General features: G+C 65.5%; 33 protein-coding genes and 1 tRNA gene. 16 read left to right on the top strand and 18 right to left on the bottom strand.

Features of this window, described 5'->3' with window-relative positions; all coding sequences use genetic code 11:
• Positions 1-20: 20 nt before the first annotated feature.
• Together ACSC1R_RS02490 and ACSC1R_RS02485 are read right to left on the bottom strand one after the other, a co-directional pair.
• The gene (locus ACSC1R_RS02490) at positions 21-206 is read right to left on the bottom strand and encodes a DUF7576 family protein (protein ID WP_439027493.1); all 186 of its coding nucleotides are present in this window, start codon (positions 204-206) and stop codon (positions 21-23) included.
• Positions 207-256: 50 nt separating this feature from the next.
• Positions 257-2,152 carry a DEAD/DEAH box helicase family protein gene (locus ACSC1R_RS02485; protein ID WP_439028749.1) on the bottom strand — a complete coding sequence of 632 codons (1,896 nt, stop codon included), beginning with the start codon at positions 2,150-2,152 and terminating at the stop codon, positions 257-259.
• Positions 2,153-2,775: 623 nt separating this feature from the next.
• Here ACSC1R_RS02485 and ACSC1R_RS02480 point away from each other — a divergent pair.
• Positions 2,776-2,964, top strand: a complete 189-nt coding sequence (locus tag ACSC1R_RS02480) for a hypothetical protein (RefSeq protein WP_439027492.1) — start codon at positions 2,776-2,778, stop codon at positions 2,962-2,964.
• Between the two features lie 144 nt (positions 2,965-3,108).
• Positions 3,109-3,246, top strand: coding sequence for a hypothetical protein (locus ACSC1R_RS02475; RefSeq protein ID WP_439027491.1), 138 nt, complete (start codon positions 3,109-3,111; stop codon positions 3,244-3,246).
• A 41-nt stretch (positions 3,247-3,287) separates the two neighbouring features.
• Here ACSC1R_RS02475 and ACSC1R_RS02470 read toward each other — a convergent pair whose 3' ends face one another.
• Positions 3,288-5,108 carry a PAS domain S-box protein gene (locus tag ACSC1R_RS02470; RefSeq protein WP_439027490.1) on the bottom strand — a complete coding sequence of 607 codons (1,821 nt, stop codon included), beginning with the start codon at positions 5,106-5,108 and terminating at the stop codon, positions 3,288-3,290.
• Between the two features lie 304 nt (positions 5,109-5,412).
• Positions 5,413-6,432 carry a phosphoribosylaminoimidazolesuccinocarboxamide synthase gene (locus tag ACSC1R_RS02465; RefSeq protein ID WP_439027489.1) on the bottom strand — a complete coding sequence of 340 codons (1,020 nt, stop codon included), beginning with the start codon at positions 6,430-6,432 and terminating at the stop codon, positions 5,413-5,415.
• Positions 6,433-6,655: 223 nt separating this feature from the next.
• Here ACSC1R_RS02465 and ACSC1R_RS02460 point away from each other — a divergent pair, with 223 nt between their 5' ends.
• The 4 genes from ACSC1R_RS02460 (at position 6,656) to ACSC1R_RS02445 (ending at position 9,547) form a co-directional block, all read left to right on the top strand.
• On the top strand, positions 6,656-7,294 hold the full coding sequence (locus ACSC1R_RS02460; RefSeq protein WP_439027488.1) for a helix-turn-helix domain-containing protein: 639 nt from the start codon (positions 6,656-6,658) through the stop codon (positions 7,292-7,294).
• A gap of 84 nt (positions 7,295-7,378) precedes the next feature.
• Positions 7,379-8,782: a 7,8-didemethyl-8-hydroxy-5-deazariboflavin synthase subunit CofH gene (gene cofH, locus ACSC1R_RS02455; RefSeq protein ID WP_439027487.1), complete on the top strand. Its 1,404-nt coding sequence runs from the start codon at positions 7,379-7,381 to the stop codon at positions 8,780-8,782.
• A 30-nt stretch (positions 8,783-8,812) separates the two neighbouring features.
• Complete coding sequence (locus tag ACSC1R_RS02450; RefSeq protein ID WP_439027486.1) at positions 8,813-9,100, top strand: hypothetical protein; 288 nt, start codon at positions 8,813-8,815, stop codon at positions 9,098-9,100.
• A 54-nt stretch (positions 9,101-9,154) separates the two neighbouring features.
• Complete coding sequence (locus ACSC1R_RS02445; RefSeq protein WP_439027485.1) at positions 9,155-9,547, top strand: DUF2267 domain-containing protein; 393 nt, start codon at positions 9,155-9,157, stop codon at positions 9,545-9,547.
• A 48-nt stretch (positions 9,548-9,595) separates the two neighbouring features.
• On the opposite strand, the gene ACSC1R_RS02440 is transcribed toward ACSC1R_RS02445, so the two are convergent.
• The 7 genes from ACSC1R_RS02440 to ACSC1R_RS02410 form a co-directional block, all read right to left on the bottom strand.
• Positions 9,596-9,742: a DUF7557 family protein gene (locus tag ACSC1R_RS02440; RefSeq protein WP_439027484.1), complete on the bottom strand. Its 147-nt coding sequence runs from the start codon at positions 9,740-9,742 to the stop codon at positions 9,596-9,598.
• Between the two features lie 52 nt (positions 9,743-9,794).
• Entirely contained in the window at positions 9,795-10,064 is a 270-nt protein-coding gene (locus tag ACSC1R_RS02435) for a hypothetical protein (RefSeq protein ID WP_439027483.1), read from the bottom strand.
• A 101-nt stretch (positions 10,065-10,165) separates the two neighbouring features.
• Complete coding sequence (gene cofG / locus ACSC1R_RS02430) at positions 10,166-11,308, bottom strand: 7,8-didemethyl-8-hydroxy-5-deazariboflavin synthase subunit CofG (protein ID WP_439027482.1); 1,143 nt, start codon at positions 11,306-11,308, stop codon at positions 10,166-10,168.
• Positions 11,309-11,456: 148 nt separating this feature from the next.
• Positions 11,457-12,074, bottom strand: a complete 618-nt coding sequence (cofC, locus tag ACSC1R_RS02425) for a 2-phospho-L-lactate guanylyltransferase (RefSeq protein WP_439027481.1) — start codon at positions 12,072-12,074, stop codon at positions 11,457-11,459.
• Between the two features lie 6 nt (positions 12,075-12,080).
• The gene (locus tag ACSC1R_RS02420) at positions 12,081-12,896 is read right to left on the bottom strand and encodes a hypothetical protein (RefSeq protein ID WP_439027480.1); all 816 of its coding nucleotides are present in this window, start codon (positions 12,894-12,896) and stop codon (positions 12,081-12,083) included.
• Complete coding sequence (locus ACSC1R_RS02415; protein ID WP_439027479.1) at positions 12,874-14,046, bottom strand: tubulin/FtsZ family protein; 1,173 nt, start codon at positions 14,044-14,046, stop codon at positions 12,874-12,876. Before ACSC1R_RS02415 ends, ACSC1R_RS02420 begins: the two co-directional genes overlap by 23 nt.
• 174 nt (positions 14,047-14,220) lie before the next feature.
• On the bottom strand, positions 14,221-15,135 hold the full coding sequence (locus ACSC1R_RS02410; protein WP_439027478.1) for a complex I NDUFA9 subunit family protein: 915 nt from the start codon (positions 15,133-15,135) through the stop codon (positions 14,221-14,223).
• 548 nt (positions 15,136-15,683) lie between these two features.
• Here ACSC1R_RS02410 and tmk point away from each other — a divergent pair.
• Positions 15,684-16,271, top strand: a complete 588-nt coding sequence (tmk, locus tag ACSC1R_RS02405; protein WP_439027477.1) for a dTMP kinase — start codon at positions 15,684-15,686, stop codon at positions 16,269-16,271.
• A gap of 126 nt (positions 16,272-16,397) precedes the next feature.
• On the opposite strand, the gene ACSC1R_RS02400 is transcribed toward tmk, so the two are convergent.
• Complete coding sequence (locus ACSC1R_RS02400; RefSeq protein ID WP_439027476.1) at positions 16,398-16,718, bottom strand: hypothetical protein; 321 nt, start codon at positions 16,716-16,718, stop codon at positions 16,398-16,400.
• 71 nt (positions 16,719-16,789) lie between these two features.
• On the opposite strand from ACSC1R_RS02400, the gene pdhA reads away from it, so the two are divergent.
• Positions 16,790-17,839, top strand: a complete 1,050-nt coding sequence (gene pdhA / locus ACSC1R_RS02395) for a pyruvate dehydrogenase (acetyl-transferring) E1 component subunit alpha (RefSeq protein ID WP_439027475.1) — start codon at positions 16,790-16,792, stop codon at positions 17,837-17,839.
• Between the two features lie 28 nt (positions 17,840-17,867).
• Here pdhA and ACSC1R_RS02390 read toward each other — a convergent pair whose 3' ends face one another.
• Positions 17,868-18,098, bottom strand: coding sequence for an Lrp/AsnC ligand binding domain-containing protein (locus ACSC1R_RS02390; protein WP_439027474.1), 231 nt, complete (start codon positions 18,096-18,098; stop codon positions 17,868-17,870).
• 294 nt (positions 18,099-18,392) lie between these two features.
• Between ACSC1R_RS02390 and ACSC1R_RS02385 the strand changes: the two genes are divergently transcribed.
• A complete protein-coding gene (locus ACSC1R_RS02385) occupies positions 18,393-19,076 on the top strand; it encodes a potassium channel family protein (RefSeq protein WP_439027473.1) in 684 nt (227 codons plus the stop codon).
• Positions 19,077-19,078: 2 nt separating this feature from the next.
• The gene (locus ACSC1R_RS02380) at positions 19,079-19,312 is read left to right on the top strand and encodes an Lrp/AsnC family transcriptional regulator (RefSeq protein WP_439027472.1); all 234 of its coding nucleotides are present in this window, start codon (positions 19,079-19,081) and stop codon (positions 19,310-19,312) included.
• Positions 19,313-19,363: 51 nt separating this feature from the next.
• Here ACSC1R_RS02380 and ACSC1R_RS02375 read toward each other — a convergent pair whose 3' ends face one another.
• Together ACSC1R_RS02375 and ACSC1R_RS02370 are read right to left on the bottom strand one after the other, a co-directional pair.
• Entirely contained in the window at positions 19,364-19,894 is a 531-nt protein-coding gene (locus ACSC1R_RS02375; RefSeq protein ID WP_439027471.1) for a DUF5813 family protein, read from the bottom strand.
• Positions 19,895-19,976: 82 nt separating this feature from the next.
• Positions 19,977-20,360, bottom strand: a complete 384-nt coding sequence (locus tag ACSC1R_RS02370; protein ID WP_261652439.1) for a DUF7522 family protein — start codon at positions 20,358-20,360, stop codon at positions 19,977-19,979.
• Between the two features lie 275 nt (positions 20,361-20,635).
• Here ACSC1R_RS02370 and ACSC1R_RS02365 point away from each other — a divergent pair, with 275 nt between their 5' ends.
• The 4 genes from ACSC1R_RS02365 to ACSC1R_RS02350 all read left to right on the top strand — a co-directional run bounded on the left by ACSC1R_RS02365 (position 20,636) and on the right by ACSC1R_RS02350 (position 23,148).
• Positions 20,636-20,923 (top strand): winged helix-turn-helix domain-containing protein, encoded by a 288-nt coding sequence (locus ACSC1R_RS02365; protein WP_439027470.1) that lies wholly within the window; start codon positions 20,636-20,638, stop codon positions 20,921-20,923.
• Between the two features lie 54 nt (positions 20,924-20,977).
• Positions 20,978-21,280 carry a hypothetical protein gene (locus ACSC1R_RS02360; protein ID WP_439027469.1) on the top strand — a complete coding sequence of 101 codons (303 nt, stop codon included), beginning with the start codon at positions 20,978-20,980 and terminating at the stop codon, positions 21,278-21,280.
• A gap of 91 nt (positions 21,281-21,371) precedes the next feature.
• Positions 21,372-21,971 carry a COG4315 family predicted lipoprotein gene (locus ACSC1R_RS02355; protein WP_439027468.1) on the top strand — a complete coding sequence of 200 codons (600 nt, stop codon included), beginning with the start codon at positions 21,372-21,374 and terminating at the stop codon, positions 21,969-21,971.
• A gap of 100 nt (positions 21,972-22,071) precedes the next feature.
• Entirely contained in the window at positions 22,072-23,148 is a 1,077-nt protein-coding gene (locus tag ACSC1R_RS02350; protein WP_439027467.1) for an aminopeptidase, read from the top strand.
• A gap of 247 nt (positions 23,149-23,395) precedes the next feature.
• Here the strand turns inward: ACSC1R_RS02350 and ACSC1R_RS02345 are convergent.
• Positions 23,396-23,480 (bottom strand) — tRNA-Leu (locus tag ACSC1R_RS02345).
• Positions 23,481-23,638: 158 nt separating this feature from the next.
• Here ACSC1R_RS02345 and ACSC1R_RS02340 point away from each other — a divergent pair.
• Positions 23,639-24,124 carry a COG4315 family predicted lipoprotein gene (locus ACSC1R_RS02340; RefSeq protein ID WP_439027466.1) on the top strand — a complete coding sequence of 162 codons (486 nt, stop codon included), beginning with the start codon at positions 23,639-23,641 and terminating at the stop codon, positions 24,122-24,124.
• A gap of 35 nt (positions 24,125-24,159) precedes the next feature.
• Here the strand turns inward: ACSC1R_RS02340 and ACSC1R_RS02335 are convergent, their stop codons facing one another.
• Positions 24,160-24,501 carry a ferredoxin gene (locus ACSC1R_RS02335; protein ID WP_439027465.1) on the bottom strand — a complete coding sequence of 114 codons (342 nt, stop codon included), beginning with the start codon at positions 24,499-24,501 and terminating at the stop codon, positions 24,160-24,162.
• 30 nt (positions 24,502-24,531) lie between these two features.
• On the opposite strand from ACSC1R_RS02335, the gene ACSC1R_RS02330 reads away from it, so the two are divergent.
• Entirely contained in the window at positions 24,532-24,765 is a 234-nt protein-coding gene (locus tag ACSC1R_RS02330) for a hypothetical protein (protein WP_439027464.1), read from the top strand.
• A gap of 14 nt (positions 24,766-24,779) precedes the next feature.
• On the opposite strand, the gene ACSC1R_RS02325 is transcribed toward ACSC1R_RS02330, so the two are convergent.
• Positions 24,780-25,286 (bottom strand): hypothetical protein, encoded by a 507-nt coding sequence (locus ACSC1R_RS02325; protein ID WP_439027463.1) that lies wholly within the window; start codon positions 25,284-25,286, stop codon positions 24,780-24,782.
• Between the last annotated feature and the right edge of the window lie 82 nt (positions 25,287-25,368).

The following is a 25,368-nucleotide window of genomic DNA, read 5'->3' as shown; positions in this document are numbered from 1 at the left end:
CGGCGGGCGTCGAACTGGGGCTACTCGGCCGCGCCGTCCCACTCGTCGAGACAGTCGTCGTCGCAGAAGTGTCGGTGTTCGACGTTGCCATCCTCGACCCACGAGCGCACGCGATGTTCCTGCCCCACGACCGCCGCGCCGCAGACCGCACAGGCGGGCGCCTCCTCGGGGTCGACGTCGCCCAGATCTGAAGTCGGGTCTACCATACTATCGCACAGAACGACCCGCAGGGCTTCAAGCCCGACGACGCTGGCAATTATTCGACGGCCTCGGCCGGGCCGTCCCGGACCTTCACGCCCTTCGATGCCAGGTGCCGGAGCTGGCGCTGGGCGAAGTCCTCCTCGCTGGTGCCCCGCGTCGCCAGCACGTACATCAGGGCGTTGCCCTCGGGGCGCATGGTCCGGCCGGCGCGCTGGGCTCCCTGTCGGCGCGAGCCGCCGAGTCCGGAGGCGACGATGGCCAACTCGGCGTCGGGCAGGTCGATGCCCTCGTCGCCGACGCGTGAGATGACGAGCACGCGACGCTCGCCCCGGCGGAACTCGTCGAGGAGTTTGCGGCGCTCGGAGTGGCGCATCTCCCCGGAGATGAAGGGAGCGTCGAGCGCCTCCGCGAGCATGTCTCCCTGGTCGAGGTACTCCACGAAGACGAGCGCCTTCTTCTCGGGGTGTTTCGCCAGCAAGTGGCGCGTCTCCCGAATCTTCGCGGGGTTCATCGCCGCCAGGATTCGTTTCTCGTGGCCCGGGTCGGCGCTCGCGTGTTCGTTCTGGTCGTCGTCGTCGGCCCACGGGACGTAGTGGATGTACACCTCCGGCTCCTGCACGTAACCCGCCTGGAACAGGGCGTCCCAGTCCGTCCCGATGGGCGGCCCGATGAGCGTGAAGATGTCCTCCTCCCTGTCGTCCTCGCGGACCGGGGTCGCCGTGAGGCCGAGGCGGTGCCTGGACTGGAGGTCCGCAGAGCGTCTGAAGACCCGACTCGGCACGTGATGCACCTCGTCGTAGATGATGAGTCCCCACCGACGCTGGTCGAACAGCTGTCGATGCCGGTCCATCCCTGCCGTCTGGTAGGTCGCGATGGTCACGGGGCGAATCTCCTTCTCGCCGCCGTGGTACTCGCCGATCTGGTCGGCCGTGAGCGAGGTGTGTGCCAGTAACTCCTCGCGCCACTGGCTGGCGAGTTCTCGCGAGGGGACGAGGATGAGCGTCTCACCTTCGACCGCGGCCATCGTTCCCATGGCGGCAACCGTCTTCCCGCTCCCGGGCGGCCCGACCATGATGCCCGATTTCTGCTCGGTGAAGCGGTCGACCCAGGTCTGCTGGTAGTCCCGCAGGTTGAGCAGTAACTCGATGGGCAACTCGTCGCCCGATTCGAGGTCACGCTCGTCCTTGACGGGATAGCCCGCCTCGTACAGAATCCGCTTGATTTCGGCTATCTTCTCGTCGGCGACCCACGACGTGGTGTCGTCGATGGCCGCTCTGAGGTGGGTCTCGTCTAACTTCTGGCGGGCGACGTTGCCCATCAGGTTCTCGCTGGCGGCTTGGAGGACAGTATAGCCCTCCTCGTGGGTCGAGAGGACGAACTGGTTCGCACGCTTCCACTGGTCCTCGACCCACTCTTCGAAGTGCGGCGAGCGTTCCGGAATCACCTGCCGGATGGTCCGCATCAGCTTCTCGAAGTCGTCGTAGGGGGCCTGCCAGATGTCCTCCTGGCGAATCTCGTAGAGGTAGCCCCCCGACCGCGTCGTATCGACGAGGTGGGCGAACTGCGAGCACTGCGCCCGGGTGAACTGCGTCGGCTGGTCCACGACGAGGCGACGGCGGCTCGGGAAGAAGACGACGCGCTCGCGGTCGACCAGGTCGGCCCAGTCGGTCGCGTACCACACCGTCGGGTCGTTCTCGACGGTCTGGTGGGCCACGTCGCCGCGGCGTTCCAGCTGTTCGAGGGCACGGAGGGCGTGCTCTTGCGTGGTGTCGAGCTTGCGGGCGAGCTGGGTGGCCGTGATGACCGGCTGGCCGTGGGCTTCGAGGGCGTCGTAGAAGCGGTTTACTGGTACCTCGTCCGACTCGTCGGTCGGTTCCTGTGCGTCCGCTGGTTCATCGCCCGGCGGAGACTCGTCCTCGGGCGGGGTGGAATCGGACTCGTCGGCTGTCACTGCACGGTGGTTGTCGCCGGAGGGAGAAGGTGGTTTCGTCGTCGTACCGGCCGACCCACCACCACCGGGCGGGGCGACCCGCGCCGCAGGCGCGTGGTCGTCGTCGGGGGAGGGCAGGCCGCGGTGGGGTCGGGGCTCCAGGGGAACGCCGGTCTCGACGGTGTGAGCCCCCGACGGAACGTCCTGCGGGGCGGTGGTGAACGAACCCGGGCCGACCACCGCCGGCGTACTTGTAAACTTTGGACAATACCATGGCTGTTTTACCGAAACCAGTACCGGTTATCCTCGACGGCCCCGATGGTGGTTTCAATCCATCAACAGGCCGTTATCGTGCTATCACTAGACGTGCTACTCCTGAGGGTGGTATGGCGTTATGTTTAATACCCCGCATACCTGAAATACAGTCGCGGTGCGGTTAGTACAACTATGTGCAATACTCCTCTCCCCGAGTGTTCCACCGCTTGTTCGTACTCGACCCAACGGGCGCACTTCAGAGGCACCCTTCCGAGCGATCGATGACATCCGAACCCAGACATGATTCCCCCGACATGCACGACGAACGAACCGAGTCGGCACATCGTACCCAGGGCAGCAGCGAGGACCGCCGTAGGAACGAGGGACGTATGAGAGCAGACTCGACCCCAGTCACGAGAGAAGAGTTCACCGAAGCACTGGCACGACTGGTCCGCGAGACCGAGTCGAACGGCGTCGACCTGGAGGGTGGGTACACGCTCCGTAACGACGGCGACCAGCGAGACCTCGAGGTCCAGATCGTCCAGCTCGCCGGGCAGCCGGTCCCCGCAGACGACTGACCCCTACCGGACCGTCTTCCGACCTTCTACCGAGCTTCGAGTACTCCTGGTAGCGCGATGAGCATCGCCTCCGGTCCACTGCCAGAACAGTCGACCACGACTGTCAATGCCGGCTTCTTTCGTGCCAGCTATCGAACAGCCAACATGGACTCGGACAGCCTCTCCAGGGCGACCGACCTGCCGGTCTCCCCGACGGTCCGCCGGTTGCTGTTCCTTGCCCTCCTCGTCCTGCTCGTCGTCACAATCGTCCTGACCCTCTTCGTCGGCCTCGCGACGGCCTGAACCGTCCGCTCGGGTCGTTCTCGACGGTCTGGTGGGCCACGTCACTCCCCGGTGGGCTCCGGGCCCTTCCTGTCCAGGATGGACGAGAACTCGAACCGGGCCCCGCCCGGCTCGCTCTCGGTCGCCATCACGTTCCAGCCGTGGGCGACGGCGATGCTCTCGACGATGCTGAGCCCGAAGCCGGTCCCGTGCTCGTCGGTGCTGTACCCGTACTCGAACACCTTCTCTCGCTCCGTCTCCGGGATGCCGGGACCGTCGTCCGCGACGAAGAAGCCACCGTTGACCCTGCCAAAGCGCACCGTCACGTCGGGCTTCCCGTGTTCGATGCTGTTGCGGAACAGGTTCTCGAACAGGGCACGCAGTCGTTCGGGGTCGCCCTGGACGGGCGGGAGTTCCTCCTCGACGACGAGCGAGGCGTCCGGGGGGTCGACGACGTCCCAGGCGCGCCTGACCGTGTCCGTGAGCGAGACGGCCTCGAACTCCTGGACGATCTCGCCCTCCTTCGCCAGCCGCAGCAGCGAATCGACCAGGGTCTCGATGCGACAGAGCGCGCGGTCGGCCTTCTCGATGTGCTCTCCCGCCTCTTCCGGGTGCCCGCGAGCGAGTTCGAGGTGCAGCGACGCCGTGGTGAGCGGGTTCCGCAGGTCGTGGCTCAGGACGCTCGCGAACTGCCCGAGCTGTTCGACGCGGCGCTGGAGCTGTCGTTCGCGTTTCGCCTGTTCGGTCCGGTCGTGAAGCACGCAGACGAACCCGCGATGCTCGCCCGAGCGGTCGTTGACCGACGAGAGGGTGAAATCCATCCAGTACCGGTCGCCGCCTCGCTCGACGCGCCACCCCTCCTCGTGGACGGGACCGTCCTCACGTGCCCGTCGGAGGTGTTCCTCGGGGAGCCCGGCCGCGATGTCCTCGTCGGTGTACAGGATGGAGATGTGGGCGTCGATTATCTCCTCCCGGGGATAGCCGTTGATGCGCTCGGAACTGGTGTTCCAGCTGGTGACGTTCCCGTCCGGGTCGATACCCACGATGCCGTAGTTCTCGATGGCCTCTATCAGCAGGTCGAAACGTTCGCGCTCCTCGAACAGGTCGAGTTCGTTCCTGTCCGCGTCGGTGAGGTCGCGGGCGACGACGACCATCGCGCTCGAATCGGCGTCCCAGATGGCGTGGGCCGCCCGGACGTCGCTCCCGTCCTTGCGCCGCTGGGTGAGTTCCCCGGTCCACTCGCCCTCGCGGGGGACCGCAGACAGGACGTCCGCGTACCCGGGGTCCGTTCCGTCTCGTTCGAGGACGGTCCAGGCGGTGCCGAGGAGTTCCGACGGTTCGTAGCCGTACATCTCCGCGTAGTAGTGGTTGACGTAGATGTAGTGCCCACTGGCGTCGACGATAGCGATGCCCGTGTTGACGTTGTCGAGTGCGTCCCGCTGGCGAGCGACCAGCCTGTGCTGACTGTTCTCCTCGACGGCCCGCTCTATCTGCTTCGCCAGCAGTACGAGGGATTCGCTCCCGTTCCACTGGACGTAGTGCGTGACGCCCGAGGCGAAGGCCTCGGCGACGTGCTGGTCGGTCCCGTTGTCGGAGAACACGACGAATGGGGCGGGCAACTCCCGTCGGCGGTACTCGCGGAGGAACGAGAGGTCCCCTGTTTCCGGCGCAGAGAACGTCGTGACGATACAGTCCACATCCGCCCCCGCCGCTTCCAGTGCGTCGAACGCGGCCTCGTGGGTGGCGACCGACCGGACGACCGCCGACTCACAGCCGCGTTCGAGGGACTCGGTGAGCAGGCTACGGGTGCTGGACTCGGCCGCGACGAGCAGGACGTCGATGGTCTCGCCGTCCTCCCGGTGTGTTCTGCCTTCGATACTCATCTCAGATGGAATATACGACACCAGCGCGGGTAAGTAGCGCGGTTGGTCTCGTTCGAGTGACAACCAGCAGCCGTCGCGGCTGTGCCCGCAACCGGCGTGGGAGGGAGATGTCGCTGGTGCGGCAGTTTTTCACCTATCAGCACAGAGGGGGTATATGGACTCGAACAGCCTCCCCATGGCCCTGAACCTCGACGTGTTCCCGCGAGTCGTCCGCCTGCTGTTCGTCGCCCTCGTCGTGCTCGCGCTCGTCATCGGCCTGTCGAGCGCCTGAAAAACGGAATCGAGAGAACCAGACCCAGCCGCCTCAGAGCCGCCGAACGGCCCCGATGGCCGAGTCGATGGGCGGCGCGTCGAACAGTTCCAGACCGGTATAGGCGTTCGCGCCCGCGGTGTACATCTCGCTTGCGACCTGCAGCACGTCCTCGTCGAGGTGGTCGGGCTGGACCTCACAGAGTTCGCGCCAGTCGGCGATGTTCTCGGCTTTGGCCTTCTCCTTGGCCGCGCCGACGGCCTCCACCCACTCGGGCTGGGTGCGCTTGTGGTACTGCCGGATGACCTCCTTGGATATCTGGGTGCCCTCGTAGCTGAAGCGGTTCTCGTCGAAGGTGCCGACCACGTCGGCGACGCGAATCTCACCGTCGAAGTACAGACACTCTATCTTGCCGTCCTCGTGGGTCAGCCCACCAGAAGCGGCCTGCTCGGTGACGATACGGTTCACCTCGCGCGCGACGGCTTCGAGGTCGTCGATCTGGGCGACGCCCGCAATCTCGTCGGCCTCTTCCGGACTCAGATAGCGGTCGGACTCCTCGTACTTCGTGGAGAACTCGACGATGGGCTCGTCGAGGTCGACGGCCCCGTCGGGCCACGACTCGAAGTCGAGGCCGTGGTCGGCCGGGTCGGTGCGGCTCCGGAGACTGGAGCCGACGGGGACGCGGTTCCGGAAGACGATTTCGAGGGGGACGAGGTAGTTCTCGCCGGCCTCGCTATGGAACGCGTCGTAGTCGTAGTCCCGGCCCTCGTGGGGGAGGTCGGGGACCTGCGTGAGGTCGATAGCCATCTCCCACGGCGGATGCGAGGCCTCCCGGAGCGGGACGACCTCGCCGTCCTCGACGACGCCGCGGTAGTGCGTGGGGACGCCCTCGTCCTCCAGCAGTTCGAAGTTGAACGCGCCCATCGAACAGAGCGACGCGCCCTTGCTCGGTATCTGGTCGGGCATCTTGCCCCAGTCGAACACGGAGTAGGCGTCGGTGAAGACGAACGCACCACGGCCCAGTTCGTCGGCTGTCGCCGGTTCCTCGATACGGAACTCCTTGACGGACGTCACGGGGGACACCCCCGCACGCGAGTGCTCATGGGAGAAAGCGCGGAGTGCGCCACCAAGAAGGTTTCACTCCACGTTCGCCAGCCAGCGTCGGCGAGTGGCGACCCGAACCGTCTGGGCCGAATACATGTCGCAGTGATTATCTATATCTCGTCCCATGACGTAGCAGTACGTATTCAGCGGGGAACGAGTCACCACCGCCAGTTCCGACCAGCAGGAGGCCACCATGACACTCATCACTGACATCTCGATTCCGTCGTCGGAGTTCGCGCTCGGACGGTTGTTCGACGCGTTCCCCGACATCGAAGTGGAGCTAGAACGGCTGGTCCCGATGGAGACGGGCATCATGCCGCTGTTCTGGATGACTGGTGAAGACGAAGACTCCGTCCAGCAGGCCCTCGCGGACGACCCACTCACCCAGTCGGTGCGCTGTCTCAGCGAGACTGGCGAGCGGTCGCTGTTCGAAATCGTCTGGAGCCCCGATGTGAACGGGGTCATCCAGCCGCTCTTGCAGAACGAGGGGGACGTGTTGCGAGCGGTCGGCAACGCCGAGGAGTGGACCTTCCGGCTACTGTTCGCGGACCGGTCCCACCTCCGGAAATTCCAGACGGACTGTCTGGACCAGGGTGTCCACCTCGACGTGCGTCGAATCTACAACCCGGTGTCGCCGACCGGCGGGTCGACGCTCACGAAAGAGCAACGCGACATCATCGCGCTCGCGTTCGAGGAGGGGTACTGGGAGGTCCCCCGGAACATCACGCTCGGGGAACTGGGTGCCAGGATGGACATCAGCGATTCGGCCGCCTCCCAGCGACTCCGGCGTGGCATCAAGGCCCTGTTGAACGATACCGCCACGGACCTCTGACCGGCCACGCGGTGGCTGGCGATACCGGCGAGTCCTCGTCTGTCCCGCGATGTTTTTACGGTTCCAACGGGAGTGTTTGGGATAATGACCCAACTCGACCCCGCTGCGGCCGACCTGCCGTCGGACGGGTTCGACTTCGCGCACGTTCCCGAGACCGACCAGTCGTTCGAGAACGCGCTCGCGAAGGCCCGCGACGGCCACCGTCTCACGGTCGCAGACGGTATCGAACTCATCACGACCGGGACCGACGTGGACGGCATCGACCCGGTCCGCAAGGAGAAGGTCCTGCAGGCGGCCGACGAGCGCCGACAGGACGTCGTCGGCGACGAGGTCACCTTCGTCGCGAACCTGAACAACAACGTCACCACGGCGTGTAACACCGGCTGCCTGTTCTGTAACTTCAAGAACACCGCCCACACCTTCGAGGAGGAGTACGACGGTGAACACGGCGGGTTCACCAAGACGCCCGCCGAGTCGAGACAGGTCGTCGCCGACGCGGTCGAACGCGGCGTCTACGAGATAACCTCGGTTTCGGGCCTGCACCCGGCGTTCGCGCTGGACGACGAGCACCACGAGACTCTCCGCCAGTCGGACTGGAAGGAGACGAACTACAAACCACCCGAGCGCTACCGCACCGACCCCGGCACCTACGTCGAGCAGATGCGGGCCATGTCGGTCGACGACGTGCACCTGCACTCGATGACGCCGGAGGAGGCGTACCACGCAAAGCGCGGGACCGACTGGAGCTACGAGGAGGTCTACCAGCAACTCAAAGACGCCGGGCTGGACTCGGTTCCTGGAACGGCCGCCGAGATTCTCGTCGACGAGGTCCGTGACGTCATCTGCCCGGGCAAGATTCGTACCGACGACTGGCTCGAAGCCATGGAGGCCGCGGCGAACGTCGGCCTCGGCCTCACCGCGACCATCATGTACGGCCACGTCGACAACGCCGCCCACCGCGTCATGCACCTCGAAGAACTGCGTGACCTTCAAGAGCGCGTCGACGGTGCCATCACCGAGTTCGTGCCGCTCTCGTTCGTCCACGAGAACACACCCCTGTACGAACACGGGGTCGTCACCGAGGGCGCGAGTCGCGCCGAGGACGAACTCATGATCGCCGTCGGCCGGCTCTTCCTCGACAACATCGAGCACGTCCAGTCCTCGTGGGTGAAGTACGGCGACGAACACGGCATGAAGATGCTCAACTGCGGCGCGGACGACTTCATGGGCACCATCCTCTCCGAGGAGATAACCAAGCGCGCCGGCGGCCAGTACGGCGAGTTCCGAACGTTCGACCGCTACGTCGAGATGATTCGTGCCATCGGGCGCGTACCGGTCGAGCGCTCCACCGACTACGAACAGCGGCGGGTCGTCGAGGGCGACGGCCCGTTCGGTCCGACCCTCGGCCCGAAGGCCGACGGGACGCCCCTGCTCGCCCCCGGCGAGGTCCCAGAGACGGCGGGCGACGTAGCGAGCGCGGACGACTGACTTTTCAGCCCGGTCGTCGTACTCGCCGGCATGAACACGCTCGCGCCGACCGACACGGACGACCAGTGGCGACTCCCAGCACACGCCCACATCGTCGTCTACGAACGCGAGGGTGGGCGCGGCCTGCTCACCATCTACGACTGTGGTGCGGCCCAGAAACCGCCGTCGGCGCAGTTACTCGGGCACCTCGGGAGCGTTCGCGCCGACCACGAGGTCCAGCAGAACCCGACGGGCTACGTCGTCCGGATGCGGGAGCCGTCGGTGCTCACGAGACAGGACGACGACCACTGGGTCGTCCAGCGACTCGCCGGCGACTGACGGTCGAAATCAAGGCTCGCCTCTTACGGCCCCACCGGTAACTTCGACGTGAGCATGAAGTTCAGTGAGTTCGTCGGACAGGTCCAGCATCGTCTCAGGCTTCCGGACGAAGGTGAAGCGCTCCGTGCGTCGCGTGCCACGCTCAGTACCCTCGGTGAGCGACTTCAGGCGGGTGAAGCGAAAGACCTCGCCGCGTCGCTCCCGATGGAGATAGACCGGTTTCTCACCACCGCGGAGTCGGGCCAGCGCTTCGACTTCGACGAGTTCGTCGACCGGGTCGCCCGTCGCAGCCACACCGAGCGACCGGACGCCATCTACCACGCCCAGCAGATACTGGCCCTCGTCGCGGAGAACGTCGCGCCGGGCGAACTCGAGCAGGTTCGCGGGCAACTGCCCGACGACTACGACACGCTGTTCGAGTTCGTCGAACGCCCGCCGAGCGCGTAACCGGCGAGTCTCCCCCGGTCCCGTACTCCGGGTCTCTCGTCGCCTCTTTCACTCCGAATACCCTTCCTGCACGAACCGTGTGCTCTCGTAGATGTTGACGAGTTCCTCGATGAGTTCTTCGTGGGTCTCGCCCTCTTCGAGGTGCGTATCGAGGCGAGCTTTCAGGTCGTCGGAGATCTCGATGGTGTGGGTCATGGTGACTACCCACAGCTACGCTGGCTGCACGCAAGAAACGTCGGGGTGATTTTCACCGACCGATTTCGCCGACCTGTTCCGGGCCACGTGCCCGAAGCAGGATTCGGAGTCGCTGTCGGCCGCTGCTCGTGATGCTGTACGTCTCCCCGTCCCGCATCCGGACGAACCCGGCGCGTTCGAGGTAGTCACACTGGTGGTCGACTGGACCGGGGTCGCCACCGAGGACGTAACACAGTTCCGCGACGTGCATCGACGAGACGGCGTCGAGCGCACTCAGAATAGCTTTCTCGCTCGGGACGTTCGTCGTGATACTCTCTCCCATCCCGTTCGGACATACGGGACCATCAGACATGAATCCGACTAGGAGTTCTCCTGACGACTCGGTAGCCTGTCAGACCGACGGCGCTTCGCCGAACTTCGCGGTCAGACAGTCGTCTCACCGCGCAACACCGCCCGGTAGCGCCGCCCTGCCGGAGTGTCACCGGTCAACGCCGCCCGGATAGGCTCGGAGAGCCAGCCGTCGCCAGGGGCTGGCTCGCCGTCGAACTCCTCGGACCGAAGCTCGGCCGGCAGGTAGCGCTCGTACACCGGCAGGCGCTCGCGCAGGGGCACACCCGCCTCGTCGGCGATGTCGCGCAGTTCTCGCAGGGCGGGCCACTCGTACTCCGGGTTGATGTAGTCGTCCGTCACGGGCGAGACACCGCCGAGGTCGTCGACGCCGCAGTCCAGCAGTTCCCGGGTCGGGGAGAGGTTCGGCGGCACCTGCACCGACACCTCCGCCGGCAGGGCATACCGGGCCATCGCGACCACCCGTCGCATCGTCTCGACGTCGGGGCGCTCGTACCGCGAGCGCTCGTTCGGGACGACGTTCTGGACGATGACCTCCTGGATGTGCCCGTAGCGCTCGTGGAGGTCCCGGATGGCGAGCAGGCTCTCCGCCCGGTCGCGCCAGTCCTCGCCGATGCCGACGAGGATGCCCGTCGTGAAGGGGACCTTCAGTTCGCCTGCATTGCGAATCGTGTTGATTCGCTGGCCCGGCGACTTCACCCGCGGGCCCGCGTGGGCACCCACGTCGGCGGTCGTCTCCAGCATCACGCCCATGCTGGCGTTGTAGGGCGCGACCAGCGCCATCTGCTCGCGCGTCTGGTCGCCGGGGTTCGAGTGCGGCAACAATCCGCGCTCCAGCGTGTGCTCACACACCGCCCGCAGGTAGTCGTGGATGGAGTCGTACCCCCAGGCGTCGAGTTGCCTGTGAATCCCGTCGTAGCGGTCGTCCGGGTCGTCGCCGAAGGTGAACAGCGCCTCGGTACAGCCCGCATCGGCCCCGGTGTCGAGGGTCCCGTTCACGTCGTCGTCGTCCATGAGCGTCGCCTGCCCGGGCGGGTCGAAGAACGTGCAGTAGGTGCAGGTGTACCGGCAGGCGGTCGTCAGCGGTAAGAAGACGTTGCGGGCGAAGGTGAGCTCCTCGGCCGACTCGACGTCGTCGGGCGTGACCGACAGCAACTCGGCTACCTCGGACTCGTCGAACGCGATGTCGATGTCGTACTCGTCGGCGCCCTGTATCACGACTGGGCGTGCGTGTTCGACCGAGAAAAGCGTGTCTCACCGCACCGCGCGGCAAGAAAGCCAAAAGGGAGGATTGGTGGATTGTCCCTACACGAGGCCTCGTGTACTACAGCCAAGGATAGCCCCACGTAAAGGGGTTCGCTCGGCTTCAGCCGTCGACTCGGGTCACGTTCACCCGGCCGTTTCCGCGCTCGATTCGAAACCCGTGCTCGCGGAGCCAGTCGCGGGTTCGCCCCTCACCGTGGACCAGGACTTCGACCAGGTCACCGGGTTCGTCCACGTCGGTCGCGAGGCGATGTGAGTCTACGACCGTGACGTCGGCCCCCACGGAACTGGCCGCCTCGCGGTGGTCGAGGTAGGACGCGCCGTGGTAGTCGACCCGGAACGCGGGATGTCTGGCGACGACCGCGTTCGTGCCGCCCCCACGACCCGGCGCGAGCACCACGTCACCCTCGGCTGCGAACAGGCGCTCCATGCTGTCCCTGTCCGCCAGCGCGAGGTCGGCCATCACGACCGCGACCGGTTCGTCGGCCGTCGCCAACACCCCGTTGACCGCGTCGGTCAGCGGTCGGTCGTCCACGGTGACGGCCGTCCCGGTGTCCAGCGGCTCCGTCGACAGCAACTCGGGCTCGTATCCCGTCTCACGAATCGTCGCGAGCACGTCTTCACACATCACCCGCGCGAAGTCGGCACGCTCCTCGGGAGCGAGCACCGGGGAAAGACGAGTCTTCGGCTGGTCGGGCGCGAACGGAACGAGAAGTCGCATGACGACTCAGCCGAGACGGCTGTAGTCGTCCTGTTGTTGCCGGTACCAGTAGATGCCCCCACCGACGAGCAAGAGCACCACGATGGCGGCGCCGCCGTACATGAGGAGCTGGTTACGGCTCTGGGCCGACGCCGCGGCTTTCTCCGCGTCCTCGGCCTTCGAGACGGCGCTCTCGGCCTGCGAAATCGCGTTGTCGAAGCTTCCCTCGTTGTAGAACGCGACGGCCGTGTCGTAGCTCTCCTGTGCCGCGGCGACGTCGCCACCCGCACTCTCGGCCTGCTCGATGGCGTCCTCGGCGCTGGAGATGGCCTGCCGGGCCTCCTTGCTCCCATCGGTGTAGTGGTGGGCCGTCGTCGTGGAGATCTCGTTCGACGTGCCGCCTTCGCGGACCTGCGTGAGTTCGGCGACGACGAACGTCTCCTCCTCGGCGTAGCTGAAGTTCTCGACGTCGGGGACGGTCCCGGTCACCTCGACGGTGATCTGGTTGGCGTCGTTCGCCTCGGCGTCGATGTTCGAGTAGTTGAACGACTGCCCGTCGAAGGACTGACTGTCGATCTGGTTGCCAGTGTCGGTGTCCGTGGTCGTCACCGTCCACGTCACGTCCTCCAGTTCCGTCTCACCGCGCAGCGTCCACGACGTGTAGTCCGGATTCTGGTACAGTTCGCCGAGCGTCACCGTCGCGGTGTAGTCCGCGTCGACCTGACCTTCCGCTGGCACGTCTTCGCTGGCGACCTCTACGGCTGTGGCTGTCCCGACCGCCGCGAACGCGAGGATGGCCACGACCGCCAGCGTCGTCCACCTAGAAGAGTGGCTCCAGTTCATCCTCGTCATCTTCGACCAAGCTCTGTAAGTTCTCTTCGCTTTCCTCACGGATGGAATCGATGTTGTCCTGTGCCTCGATTGCGACCTGTTGCAGTTCCTTGATACGCGGGACGTTATTCACGCCTGACAGGAGAATGCAGGCCGCGACCTGGGGCTCGTTGAGCGGGTAGTCACCACCGCGAACCTCCATCGAGCCAGTCTGCTCCTCGAGCCACTTCCGCCCCCGCTCTATGCCTTTCCGGTTGAGGTGCTTCGTCGGCCCTGCCATCACGAGGAGCGCTCGTTCCGCGCCTTCGATTTCACAGGGGAGCGTGAGTCGGCCGAGCGCGGCCTTGCGCACGAGCGACGTGATGCGGTTGGTGGTGTGTGCCGTGTCGACCTGGTCGTCCTCACCACCGGTGAATCGAGAGAGGAGGCCACCGTTGTCCTCCACTTCGACTTCCTCCGTGGCGTAGCCGACGGTCGAGACACCGCCACCAGCGAGCGTGTTGATGATCTCGGAGGAGTCGACGACGCTCTCACCGACCTCGTCGCCAGCGCCGATTTCGCCGGCCCCGAAGAGGACGCCGAACCGGCGGACGATCTCCTCGTTGATCTCGTCGTAGCCGCCCTCGACGGACTCGCCGGCCTTGCGCCAGGCGTCGTTGTCGAAGACGAGCAGGTTGTCGACCTCGCGGACGAAGGTCTGGAAGGACCGTGCCGCGTTCAGGGTGTAGATGCCACCCTCGTCGGAGCCGGGCAGGACGCCCAGCCCGTAGACGGGGATGGTGTAGATGCGTTTGAGGTGCTTCGCGAGGACGGGCGCGCCACCACTGCCGGTGCCGCCACCCATCCCGGCGACCACGAGGAACGCGTCGACCTCGTGGGTCGGGATGGAGTCGATGGCTCCCTGTACCTCGTCGATGTCTTCCTCGGCGACTTCCGCGCCGAGTTCGTTGTCAGCGCCCACGCCGTGCCCTTTGACGCGGGACTGACCGATGAGCACACGGTTCTCGTTCGGGATATTGTCAAGGCCCATCAGGTCGGCTTTCGCTGTGTTGACAGCGATAGCGGCACGGATGATGCCACTCTGGGTCCGTTCGTCGTATTCGACGAACCTGTCGACTATTTTCCCACCGGCCTGACCGAATCCTATCATCGCCAGTTTCATGGAAAGGGGGTCTCCGTTGGTTTGTGAAGAATGGTATTATCGATATAAGCCTTTGGATGGTCTGATTCTCTAACAGGTGTCACGAGTAATCGAAAAATCGGGCGAGGTCGCCTCTATCGTCGGGAATAGTCGGCAATCCGTAATCCATTGTTACTTGACATAATGGGTCTCTATTTATGCGTAAGAGGCCGGAGCGTCGGCGGTTCGCTCTACTCCGAGGTACACACTGAGGGCGGTCAACTCGGCTGGGTCGACACCGAAGGCCGCCACGTCGTTGTCCGTCACCGTGTTGTCCATCTTCAGAGAACGTGCCTGGTCAGGCCCGAACGGGACGAACGGGAGCGGGCCCGCGATTGTCAGCCCCAGTTTCGCCATCGCCATGGGAATCGGGACGATGGTAATCGACTTGCCCTCGGCCTCGTACACGAGTTCGGTCACGTCTGCCAGCGTCAGGACGTCTGGCCCACCGATTTCGTAGGTCTGGCCGACGTGTTCGTCGTCTTCGACAGCGTCGGCGAGCATCGGTACGAGGTCACCGACCCAGATGGGCTGAAAGCGCGTCTTCCCGCCGCCCGGGAGACCGGTCACCACCGGCGTCGAGAGCTTCTTCGTGAACGAGACGAACTCGCCACCGTCGCCGAAGACGACCGACGGCCGGAAGATGACGTAGTCGAGGTCGGACGACGTGACGATGTCCTCTGCCTGCCCTTTCGCCCGGATGTACGCGGTGTCCCCGTTCGAGTCCGCACCCAGTGCCGACATCTGGACGAGCTTGCCCACGCCGTGTTCCTCGCAGGCGCGCACGACGTTCTCTGTCCCCTGGCGATGGACCGAGTCGTGGCTCACGTTCCCTCGCGGTTTGAACAGCGGCGACAGCGCGACCAGATTCACCGCCACGTCCTGCCCCTCGAAGGCGTCTGCCATGGACTCGTACGCGCTCACGTCGCCCATGACCGTGGTCACCGTGTTCGGCAGGTCGGCCTCGTCGGGATGACGGGCGAGCGCCGTCACCTCGTGGCCGCGGTCGACGAGTTCTTCGCAGAGGCGCTGCCCGATGAATCCAGTCCCACCGGCGACGATTACTTTCATAATTGATAGATAGTTCCGGATTTTGATAAAGGCATCCCCAAACGGTGGCAGGGAGAGGGGTGACCAGCGGAACCGACCCAGCCATCGGGCGCGCGCTGTCTCGCGTGTCGGAGACCGCGAGTCAGTGTCGCGCGAGGGACGAGGACCGCAGTGGAGCAGCGCGGAACGAGGACCGCAGTCGGCTGGGGAGGGCGTGGTGCGGTGTTGTGCGGGGCGGGTGCGGTCACAGCCACCAGCGCGAGTGAACTGCCTGTCGAAGTCGAGGACCACGGCAATCGACAGTCAGACAGGACCGACGGCCGAGACGACTCTCACAGCCACGAGGGTTCAAATACCAGCGGGCGGCCACGACCGTCGTGCCCTGACGACCCACCACGCGAGGTCCAGCGGTTGCACGGGACAGCCTCGCGTCGCCTCCGTGCCAGTTCCGTCTGCTCGCCAGTTCCGTCTGCTCGCCAGTTCCACCCGCTTCGGACAGTCCAGCAGCCTCGGCTCTCTCCCGACACAGAGACGACAGACAGAAACCCCCTCCGTCGAAAGCCGTGGGTATGCTCGTCACGCTGGAAGGACTCGACGGGAGCGGCAAGACGACCGTCTGGGAGGCGCTCCACGACACCTACCCCGACGCCACGTTCACGCGCGAACCGACGAACTCGTGGTACGGCGAGTCCGTAAACCGCGCCATCGAAGACGACGACGCCGACCCGCTGGCCGAACTCTTCCTGTTCATCGCGGACCACGCCGACCACCTCTCGCGGGTCGTCCGCCCCGCACTCGCCGACGGCGACCTCGTCATCTCTGACCGCTACTCGGACTCGCGGTACGCCTACCAGGGCGCGACCCTCGACGGGGAAATCAAACGTCCGATGGAGTACATCCGCGGCGTCCACCAGCCGTTCACCGTCGAACCCGACGTGACCATCTACCTCGACGTCGACCCTCACACCGCCATGCAGCGCTCCGGCGCGACCAACAAGTTCGAGCAGTCGAAGTACCTCACGAAGGTCCAGCAGAACTACGAACAGCTCATGGAGTACCAGCCAGAGCGGTTCGTTCGGGTCGACGCGACGAAGTCGCCCGAGGAAGTACTGGAGTCGGTCGAGGAGGTCTTCGAAGCGATTCTGGCCGAAGAGTAGCACCGCCGACCCGGCTCGCCCGCTACTGCACCTCTTCGCTGAGGTCGACGCTCCCATGCCTGACTGTTTACAGGTCGGTGAATAAACGGGTCTGGCGTCGGGAAAACTGGCCGCTATCTGCGCCACCTAGCGCATCGTCTCGGGCAACTCCATCTCGTCCGGGGCCGGCATCCAGAAGAAGTCGACCGTGACGCCGAGGACGAGTGGCAGTGCAATCGCCACGAGCAGGGCGAGCTGTGGCGACCCGAGGTTCGAGCCCAGCTGCAGGACCCCGGAGATGACGAGCGTGGTCGCAAAGAGCAGGACGGGCGTGATGAGGGCGACGTACACGATTGGCCCCCAGTCGGTGTCGAGCCGCTGGCGGAAGAACCGCGTCGAGACGGCCGCGATGGCCGTGTTGACCAGCACGAGTACCAGGAGGCCGATGACGCCCACGAGTGAGACCATACCCGCTCTAGGGAATGGACGGCCTTTGGCGTATCGGAACGGCTTTCAAGTGGGCAAGTTTTGCACACCACATGCATCGAGTCATCGGAGAACGCGACCTCTCGGACACGCCATTTTCCGCCGACGAGGCCCGCGCGCTCTACCGCGACATGGTTCGTGCCCGCCGGTTCGACGAGCGAGCACTGGCGCTCCAGCGCCGTGGGTGGATGAGTGGCTACCCGCCGTACAAGGGGCAGGAAGCCTCGCAGGTCGGTGCCGCCCACGCGATGGCGGCCGAAGACTGGCTGTTCCCGACGTACCGGTCGAACGGGATGCAGATCGCCCGTGGCGTCCCTATGAGTGACATCCTCCGGTTCCGCCGTGGCCAGCCGGAGTACACGTCGGGCCACGACGTCCCGAACTTCCCGCAGGCGGTCCCCATCGCCACCCAGATTCCCCACGCGACCGGGGCGGGCATGGCGATGAACTACGAAGACGACGACGGCGCGGTCCTCTGTTACTTCGGTGACGGGGCGACCTCGGAGGGTGACTTCCACGAGGGCCTGAACTTCGCGGGCGTGTTCGACACGCCGACCGTGTTCTTCTGTGAGAACAACAACTGGGCCATCTCGCTGCCCCGCCGTAAGCAGACCGCTGCAGCCTCCATCGCGGACCGTGCCGAGGCGTACGGCTTCAAGGGCGGACAGGTCGACGGGAACGACCCGCTGGCCGTCCGCGAGTTCGTCCAGAGCGCGCTCGCGTCCGCACGCGAAGGAAACCCGGTTCTCGTCGAGAGCCTGACCTACCGGCAGGGGGCGCACACGACGAGTGACGACCCCTCGCGGTACCGTGAGGACGAGGACGAGGACCTTCCGGAGTGGCGGACCCGGGACCCGCTGGAGCGCTACGAGGAGTACCTCCGCGAGCAGGGCGTCATCACCGACGAGTACGTCGAGACCATCGAAGAGGAGGCCGACGAGGAACTCGCCGATGCCGTCGAGCGTGCCGAGTCCGGTGACCCTGGCGACCCCGACGAGATATTCGACTCGGTGTACGCGGAGATGCCCGAGAAACTGGAGAAACAGCGCGACTGGCTGCGCTCGTTCACCGCCGAACACGACGTGCAGGAACTAGAACACTGACCTCGGCGGCCACCTCCCCACGTCGCCGCTACTGGAGGCAGATGTACGTCTTCGTGTCGGCGATACCGTCTAACTTCTGCATCTCGCCGACGACGGTGTGCAAGACGTCGTACACCTCTTCGGTGTCGACCTCGCTGATGATGTCGTAGTTGCCGGCGACGATATGCGCCTCGCTGACTGCTCCGAGGCCGCGAATGGAGTCGAGTAGTTCTTCGGACTTTCCGGCCGCCGTCTTGACCATGATGAACGCGTGAACCATTCGTGCTGTGGTACTCTCTGTCACAGCAAAAACCTTTGCCCTGTGCGGTGGGGCGTTTTCGACAGCAGACGGCGGGGCTAGCGACCACCCTGTGACGGTCGACCACCGACAGGACCATGCCCGTCCCACCGGCTGCGACGGCGGAGACTGCGTGTTTCACCGCGGTGAGTCCCGCCTCCACTCCTCTCGCCTGTCAGCTCCGGTCGCCGTGACACTCCAGACTCGGTGAGGGGACGCCGTTCGAGGGAGGGCACCGGGGTAAGTTATTCAAGGGGGGTAAGCGTACACAGTGATATGCGGTTCGTTATCATAGGCGCAGGTCGAGTCGGACTCCGCACGGCCCGTGTCCTTCGCGAGGAAGGGCACGAGGTGACGCTCATCGAGACCGACGAGCGGAAGGTCAAACGCGCTCGTGACCAGGATTTCACGGTCATCGAGGGCGACGGGTCTCACGAGGACGTCCTCAGCGAGGCGGGTATCGAAGAGGCCGACGCGCTCGGTGCGCTCACTGGTGACCTCAACACGAACTTCGCGGCGTGCATGATCGCCGACCACCACGGTGCCCGGACGGTCATGCGCATCGACGAGGACTACCGCGAGGAGATCTACCGGAAGTACGCCGACGCAGTCGACGAGGTCGTCTACCCCGAACGGCTGGGGGCCATCGGAGCGAAGAACGCCCTGCTCGGCGGCGACATCCGCGCCATCGCAGACATCGCCCAGCACCTCCAGCTGGTCGAACTCACCGTCACCGAGGAGTCTCCGATGAAGGGCTACTCCATCGCCGAGGTGGAACTCCCGAAGACGGCGACCATGATCGCCTTCGGCAAGCAGGGACAGTCGATGACCATCCCCGACCCGGACGAGTCGCTCGAACTCGGGGACCGCGTCGTCGTCCTCGCGGACTTCGACGTGCTCGGTGACGTCCGGCAACTCATCGTGGGTAACGCGAGCCGCGCCGCACCCGCAGGAGTCTAACCATGCCAGTCACAGCATACATCATGATAAAGGCGAACACGGGCGAGGCGGACCGTCTCAGAGACAACATCGAAGGAATCGAGGGCGTCGAATCAGCCTACATCGTCGCGGGCGACGTCGACGTCATCGCGAAGGTCCACGTCGAGACCCCCGGCGAGGTAAAGGACATCGCCGCCTCCCAGATTCAGGGTATCCGCGGCGTCGAGGACACACAGACCTACATCGCGATGGACTGACCCGGCCGGTTCGTCGGTCGCTGTTCCGTCGCGACGGCCACCACACCCGGTCTACAACGGTGGTCCACCGCTCGACCCACCGCCGTTCACCGCGTTTTCGCTGTTTTGCACCGCCGACTGGAGTAGTTCCGCCGCAGGGCCGCCGTACTCGTATCCCGGGACGATACCCTGTGCGTACGTCCCTTCCACGAACTCGACGAGCGTCTTTGCGTCTTCGACGCCCTCGCTGGCGTTCCAGGCGACGTAAGAGAGTTCCACGACGACCTCGTCGTCGGTCCGGGTGACCTCGGGCGGGTCGTGCGTGGTCGTGGTCGCGACGTCGAACGTGTCCTCGAGGCGGAGTTCCAGGGTCTCGAACCAGCCGTCTTCGACGACTTCGTGAACCGTCTCGCCAGTGACGGCTGCGTCGAGGGTGGGGAGCCAGACGGTGACGACGAACTCGCCGTCGCGCTTCCCCTCGCCATCGGTCGCTGTCACGAGCGCTTCGAACACCGTGGTGTCGAGGACGTACCCCGAGTCCGCGGCAGTGAAGGCGTCGTGGCGGTCGAGCGCCCGCTCGACCGCGACAGGTATCTCGCTCATGCACCGCGGGTAGGCGGTCAGCCGGGAAGGGCGTTGCGCTCTCGGACCTCGTCAGGGCGCGTTTACGCGCGGCTGTGAGGCTTCAGTTCTCGCGGTCCGCGAGGACGCCCTTGACCGCCATCGCCAGTTCGTCGAAGTTCGACAGGGTCAGGCCGTCGGTCGTGACGAACACGCCGCCGCTGTCGGTGGTGGTCCGGACGAGGAAGCCGTTCTCGAACTTCCGGATGGTGTACTCGTACTCGCCCAGTTCGGATGTCTCGTACGCGGCCTGTGTCGTCTTGAACTCCCGCCACTCGTGCCCGACGAACGTCGAGAGGTCTGCGTCTCGTTCCAGGTCGCTTCGGAGATAGAGCTGCTCGAAATCGTCGCGGGTGAAGTAGGTGATCGAGCGGAGGCTGTCGCCCACCGTCGTCCGACACGCACTCACCAGTCTGTCCTCGTCACGCTCGGTCAACAACGTCGCCATGCTCCTACTCCTCTACCCACGGGCATAAGAGCGGTGTTGTGTGTCAGTGGACCGGGACGCCATCAAGATTTGTCACAAACCGGTATATTTACACACCGTAAATATATAAAAGTCGAATGGTTCCTGCGTACGCGGGGGCCACCGGCCAGGACGAACGTCTGTCATGACCCCGTTCGTGTTGGTCACGGGCGACTACCGTGCCGCCATGCCCGGGTAGTCGCTTTCGGCCGAGGCATCGCGTAGTTTTTTCACGCCAGTCGGGGTAGGTTCCGCGGATGGAAGGCGTTCTCTGGCACCTGCTGGCGAGTTCGCGGGGAGCCGCGACGCGGGTCCGGATCATCCGCGCCATCGAGCAGCGCCCACGGAACGCCAACGAACTCGCGACCGAACTGGACCTCGACTACACCACCATCCGCCACCACACGGAGATACTGCTGGAGAACAACGTGCTCCGGCGCACCGACGACGACTACGCGGCGGTGTACCTGCTCACCGACCAGCTCCGGTCGAACTGGGACGTGGTCGAAGAGATACTCGCGGTCGTGGACACGGAGGACCAATGATTCTGGACGAATTTTGGACAGCACCTATATCTGGCGCGACGAAAGGGAGGGACGATGACCCTGTGGCTTGAGGCTGCCCGCATCGCCGCGGGCGTGAACGCCGTGCTCTTGCTGGCCCTCGGCTGGGTCTGGCTGGGCAACTACCGCCGCCACGGTGCGCGCCACACCCTCGGTCTGCTGGTGTTCGCCGCGTTCCTCCTCGTCGAGAACCTGCTCTGGCTCTACTTCTACCTGTTCCACCCCGTCTTCATCCGGTGGTTCGAAGTCACCGGGACCGACGTGCAGGTCGGCGTGACCCTGCTCTGCGGGCTCGAACTCGTCGCACTCGTGTTCATGACCCACCTCACGCTTCGTTGACCCGCGCCGGGGCACTGGTGTCCGGCGATTGGGGACGAATTTTGGACGCAGTTCGGAAAACCGCTTTTCACTATCCCGCCACAGCATAGGTATGGCACGCACACGACGCTCCCTGCTCGCCGCCGCCGGAACCACCCTGGCCCTCGCTGGCTGTCTCGGCGACGGTGGAGACGATACCGGTGGCGGTGGTGACGCGACGGATACCGACACGCCGACCGCGACCGACACACAGACGGCGACCCCAACCAGCACGTCCACGATGGGGCCGACGGTCCAGGTCCGCTCTCATCCCGACCTCGGGGACATCCTCGTCGGCCCCGAGGGGATGACGCTCTACATGTTCGATTCGGACACGCAGGGAAGCGGGTCGAGCACCTGCAGCGGCGGCTGTGCCAGCGCCTGGCCACCCCTCACCGTCGACGGCGAAGCCACCGCTGGCGACGGCGTCACCGCCGACCTCACCACCTTCGAGCGTGACGGCGGGGACATGCAGGTCGCCGCGGCCGGCTGGCCGCTGTACTACTTCGCCAGCGATAGCTCCCCCGGCGACGCGAACGGGCAGGGTGCCAACGACGTGTGGTGGGTCCTCCGGCCGGATGGGTCGGTGGTCCGCGGGAGTGACACGGAGACCGCGACCAACACGCCGACCGAGAGTGGCGGTGAGGAGACGACGACCGACCCGTACTACTGAGTCCGGGCGACCGCCGCTTCCGTTCGCACCTCTCAGGGCCCTCCACCGGAGTGGCCCCTCGGCCGCGACTACTTTCGCCCTACACGTGGAAGGACCGCGAATGGACCCTCGCATCCGGAACCACGCCGAGATTATCGCGGACCACTCGACCGACATTTCGGCCGGTGACGACGTCATCATCCGCAGCCCGCAGGCGGCCAGAGACCTCGTCGTCGCACTCCACGAGGTGCTCGGCGAACGAGGGGCACACCCGGCAACCTCCTGGCTGGACGGCCGCGCCCACCGTGCGTACTTACGCGCCACCGACCCCGAGGACTTCGCGGTCCCCGAACACGTCCTCGCCTTCGTCGAGGCTGCGGACGTGATAATCGACATCAAGGCGACCGAGAACCCCTACCGGACCAGCGACGTCCCGGCAGAGAACGGGACGGCGTTCGGCAAGGCGATACAACCCGTCCAGGAGGCCCAGTCGAACACCCGCTGGACGTTCACCCAGTTTCCCGCCCCCGGCGACGCTCAGCACGCCGAGATGAGCACGGCCGCTTACGAGGACTTCGTCTGGAGCGCGGTCAACCGTGACTGGGACGCCCAACGTGAGCATCAGCAGCAACTGGTCGACATCCTCGAGGCGGGCTCCGAGGTCCGAATCCGCACGGCCGAGACCGACGTCCGCATGCGAATCGACGACAACCCCGTGCAGAACGACGACGGCAAACTCAACCTGCCCGGCGGCGAGGTGTACACGGCCCCGGTTCCGGACTCCGTCGAAGGCGAGGTCGTGTTCGACAAGCCCGTCGTCGTCCGCGGGCAGGAAGTCGACGGCGTCCGATTGACGTTCGAGAACGGCGAGGTCGTCGACGTCGCCGCCGCGAAGAACGAGGCCCGGCTTCGCGAACTCCTCGACACCGACGACGGCGCCCGACGTGTCGGTGAACTCGGTATCGGCATGAACCGCGGCATCGACCGGTTCACCTACAACATGCTGTTCGACGAGAAGATGGGCGACACCATCCACCTCGCGCTCGGCAACGCCTACGAGGACACCGTCGCGGCGGGCAACGAACGAAACGAGTCCGCAATCCACCAGGACATGCTCGTCGACGTGAGCAAGGATTCAACCATCGAGGTCGATGGCGAGGTCGTCCAGCGGGATGGGGTCTTCGTGTTCGAGGAGTAGGGAGGTTCGGAGCGAGCGAAGCGAGTGAGAACCTCCACAATGGGAGGGGCCGAACGGAGTGAGGGCCCTCCTTTACGAACGGGGAGCGTAGCGACCCGCGAGGAGTAGGGAGACGCGACCACAGGGAGCGTCTCCGTTTCCGAGCGGCAGGGTGTGCCGGGGCAGGATTCGAACTTCACTCGCTTCGCTCGTACGTTCGAATCCTCCCGTGTCGCATACACGTCTCTCACTGGCGTTCGAGACGGTATGCGAGGGGCAGGATTCGAACCCGCGAACCTCTACAGGAGCGGATCTTAAGTCCGCCGCTTTTGGCCAAGCTCAGCCACCCTCGCGCAGTCTGGCGTATTCGGAGCGCCCCTAAGACGGTTTCGCTTACGAGGCGGCTGACCCGGTTCCGCCCCGGTAAATGCCCGGTTCGATTTTCGATTCGGGAAGACTGTCGTCGGCAGGTGAAAAAACCGCTATTGACGCCGGTCGCCTATCCCTGTACATGGAGTACACACGTCGGTCAGTACTGCTCGCGAGTGCCACGTCTCTCGGCCTCGCCGGGGTATCCGGCGTTGCCGGTGCACTGGCCACCACCCGCCCCCCAGCCCAGATGGCCACCGGAGCCGCGACGCTCCAGACCGGGACCGTCTCGGGCGTGGGAGAGCCGGTGCTCGTCGACGGCGACGGGATGACGCTCTACATGTTCGACCAGGACACGAAGGGGAGCGGAGAGAGCGCCTGCACCGGTCGTTGCGCGGACGCCTGGCCACCGCTGACCGTCGAGGGCGAGGCCAGCGTCATGGTCGCCTCGACCGTCACCGCCAGCGTCGCGACCATCGAACGCGCCGACGGCACGACCCAGGTCACCGCCGAGGGCTGGCCACTCTACCGTTTCGCCGGGGACAAGAAACCGGGTGACGCCAACGGCCAGGGTCTCAACGACGCGTGGTGGGTACTCTGTCGCTGCGGCAGGCCAATCCGAACCTGAACGGGCGGCGGTGCGCCCCGAGAACAGTCGTTTTCTTACCAGTCCACGCTCAGCGTGCCGTCCCCGTGCGGGTCCGGAGATATCTCCCTGTCCGTCCGGCGGTCGACGACGTGGATGATGCCCGCACCTTTCTTCGCCGGGCAGGCCTCTGCGGCCTTGATGTTGTGCTCGAGTTCGTCCTCGTCGAAGAAGTACGTCTTCGGTCGGGCGAGCGCGGTCGAGATGTCCATCTCCCAGTTGTCCGAAACCTCGGCGCACTTGCCCGCCCCGAAGCACTTGTTCGCCTCGAAGATTATCTTGTAGGGCTTCTCCTCGACGGGCGGGGCGTTGGCCTCGCCGATCTCGCTGGGGGCGTGGGCGTCGTCGGCGTCGCTCATGCCTGAGTTTTCGGGGCGCGGGGGACTTTCGTGTGTCGGTCTCGGCCGGCCCTCGCCCGCGACACCCTGTTCGTCGGCGGCGACAAGTTGTACGCGCTGGACCCGACCACCGATGGCGGTATGCTCGGTAGTGGCGGGCCGGCGAAACGCTGGGAGAAGTCGTTCCACGGCGAGGTCGGCCCCGGCCCGGTCGTCGACGACGGGACCATCTACGTGGTCGCCGAGACCGCCGAGGCGGCGTACCACCTGCTCGCACTGGCGTAGCGGAACCGGGGCCGTCAGTACGACAGCACCGCCGCCAGTATCCCGGCCGTCTGCCCGAGACCGACGAGCGCGAACCCGGCCAGTGCGCTGTCCGGCCCGCCAAGGACCGGCACGAGGTAGAGGACCGCCCCGAGCAGGCTAAGAGCCGCCCCGGCGAGGTACACCCGCGGTTGCCGGTCGACGTTCCGCCCGGTGTAGACGTACCCCGCGGCCGGGACGAGCATCCAGCCGACGACGGTGACCGCGGCCAGCGTCGTGTTCACGGGGTCCGAAAAGAGCGCGAGTGTCCCGAGCAGGTTCAGGGCGGTCCCGACGACGAGGACTACTTTCCACGCGAACAGGACGCCTTCCTGCATGTCCTGCCACGACAGCACGGTGAACGCGACGAGCAACAGGTCCATCACGACCATCCCGACGCGGACCGTGTGGGTACTGGCGACTTCGAGGTGTGCCAGCGTGGCGAACGTCCACGCGAGCGGGACCAGCAGTGCAGGGCCGGTCTCTCTGAGTCGGCGGAGCATGGGGAACACGTCGGCCGCCGTGGGGTAAACGCTACCCCCGAACGAGTGGGTGCGAACGAGAGCGAGAGAGCCACGGCTGGTC

The organism is Haloarchaeobius ordinarius (genome assembly GCF_051801355.1).
Lineage (GTDB): Archaea > Halobacteriota > Halobacteria > Halobacteriales > Natrialbaceae > Haloarchaeobius.
This window is presented reverse-complemented; position numbering and strand designations above follow the sequence as displayed.

What these genes read in the sequence shown, in the direction of transcription:
- ACSC1R_RS02470 (WP_439027490.1), bottom strand. Translation starts at nt 5,108, where the DNA reads ATGAGTATCGAAGGCAGAACACACCGGGAGGACGGCGAGACCATCGAC.
- ACSC1R_RS02360 (WP_439027469.1), top strand. Translation starts at nt 20,978, where the DNA reads ATGACCCTGTGGCTTGAGGCTGCCCGCATCGCCGCGGGCGTGAACGCC.
- ACSC1R_RS02340 (WP_439027466.1), top strand. Translation starts at nt 23,639, where the DNA reads ATGGAGTACACACGTCGGTCAGTACTGCTCGCGAGTGCCACGTCTCTC.
- ACSC1R_RS02420 (WP_439027480.1), bottom strand. Translation starts at nt 12,896, where the DNA reads ATGAACTGGAGCCACTCTTCTAGGTGGACGACGCTGGCGGTCGTGGCC.
- ACSC1R_RS02475 (WP_439027491.1), top strand. Translation starts at nt 3,109, where the DNA reads ATGGACTCGGACAGCCTCTCCAGGGCGACCGACCTGCCGGTCTCCCCG.
- pdhA (WP_439027475.1), top strand. Translation starts at nt 16,790, where the DNA reads ATGCATCGAGTCATCGGAGAACGCGACCTCTCGGACACGCCATTTTCC.
- ACSC1R_RS02400 (WP_439027476.1), bottom strand. Translation starts at nt 16,718, where the DNA reads ATGGTCTCACTCGTGGGCGTCATCGGCCTCCTGGTACTCGTGCTGGTC.
- ACSC1R_RS02350 (WP_439027467.1), top strand. Translation starts at nt 22,072, where the DNA reads ATGGACCCTCGCATCCGGAACCACGCCGAGATTATCGCGGACCACTCG.
- ACSC1R_RS02415 (WP_439027479.1), bottom strand. Translation starts at nt 14,046, where the DNA reads ATGAAACTGGCGATGATAGGATTCGGTCAGGCCGGTGGGAAAATAGTC.
- cofC (WP_439027481.1), bottom strand. Translation starts at nt 12,074, where the DNA reads ATGCGACTTCTCGTTCCGTTCGCGCCCGACCAGCCGAAGACTCGTCTT.
- ACSC1R_RS02490 (WP_439027493.1), bottom strand. Translation starts at nt 206, where the DNA reads ATGGTAGACCCGACTTCAGATCTGGGCGACGTCGACCCCGAGGAGGCG.
- ACSC1R_RS02450 (WP_439027486.1), top strand. Translation starts at nt 8,813, where the DNA reads ATGAACACGCTCGCGCCGACCGACACGGACGACCAGTGGCGACTCCCA.
- ACSC1R_RS02410 (WP_439027478.1), bottom strand. Translation starts at nt 15,135, where the DNA reads ATGAAAGTAATCGTCGCCGGTGGGACTGGATTCATCGGGCAGCGCCTC.
- ACSC1R_RS02480 (WP_439027492.1), top strand. Translation starts at nt 2,776, where the DNA reads ATGAGAGCAGACTCGACCCCAGTCACGAGAGAAGAGTTCACCGAAGCA.
- ACSC1R_RS02335 (WP_439027465.1), bottom strand. Translation starts at nt 24,501, where the DNA reads ATGAGCGACGCCGACGACGCCCACGCCCCCAGCGAGATCGGCGAGGCC.
- ACSC1R_RS02355 (WP_439027468.1), top strand. Translation starts at nt 21,372, where the DNA reads ATGGCACGCACACGACGCTCCCTGCTCGCCGCCGCCGGAACCACCCTG.
- ACSC1R_RS02380 (WP_439027472.1), top strand. Translation starts at nt 19,079, where the DNA reads ATGCCAGTCACAGCATACATCATGATAAAGGCGAACACGGGCGAGGCG.
- ACSC1R_RS02365 (WP_439027470.1), top strand. Translation starts at nt 20,636, where the DNA reads ATGGAAGGCGTTCTCTGGCACCTGCTGGCGAGTTCGCGGGGAGCCGCG.
- ACSC1R_RS02445 (WP_439027485.1), top strand. Translation starts at nt 9,155, where the DNA reads ATGAAGTTCAGTGAGTTCGTCGGACAGGTCCAGCATCGTCTCAGGCTT.
- cofH (WP_439027487.1), top strand. Translation starts at nt 7,379, where the DNA reads ATGACCCAACTCGACCCCGCTGCGGCCGACCTGCCGTCGGACGGGTTC.
- tmk (WP_439027477.1), top strand. Translation starts at nt 15,684, where the DNA reads ATGCTCGTCACGCTGGAAGGACTCGACGGGAGCGGCAAGACGACCGTC.
- ACSC1R_RS02435 (WP_439027483.1), bottom strand. Translation starts at nt 10,064, where the DNA reads ATGGGAGAGAGTATCACGACGAACGTCCCGAGCGAGAAAGCTATTCTG.
- ACSC1R_RS02390 (WP_439027474.1), bottom strand. Translation starts at nt 18,098, where the DNA reads ATGGTTCACGCGTTCATCATGGTCAAGACGGCGGCCGGAAAGTCCGAA.
- ACSC1R_RS02385 (WP_439027473.1), top strand. Translation starts at nt 18,393, where the DNA reads ATGCGGTTCGTTATCATAGGCGCAGGTCGAGTCGGACTCCGCACGGCC.
- ACSC1R_RS02440 (WP_439027484.1), bottom strand. Translation starts at nt 9,742, where the DNA reads ATGACCCACACCATCGAGATCTCCGACGACCTGAAAGCTCGCCTCGAT.
- ACSC1R_RS02375 (WP_439027471.1), bottom strand. Translation starts at nt 19,894, where the DNA reads ATGAGCGAGATACCTGTCGCGGTCGAGCGGGCGCTCGACCGCCACGAC.
- ACSC1R_RS02370 (WP_261652439.1), bottom strand. Translation starts at nt 20,360, where the DNA reads ATGGCGACGTTGTTGACCGAGCGTGACGAGGACAGACTGGTGAGTGCG.
- ACSC1R_RS02325 (WP_439027463.1), bottom strand. Translation starts at nt 25,286, where the DNA reads ATGCTCCGCCGACTCAGAGAGACCGGCCCTGCACTGCTGGTCCCGCTC.
- ACSC1R_RS02460 (WP_439027488.1), top strand. Translation starts at nt 6,656, where the DNA reads ATGACACTCATCACTGACATCTCGATTCCGTCGTCGGAGTTCGCGCTC.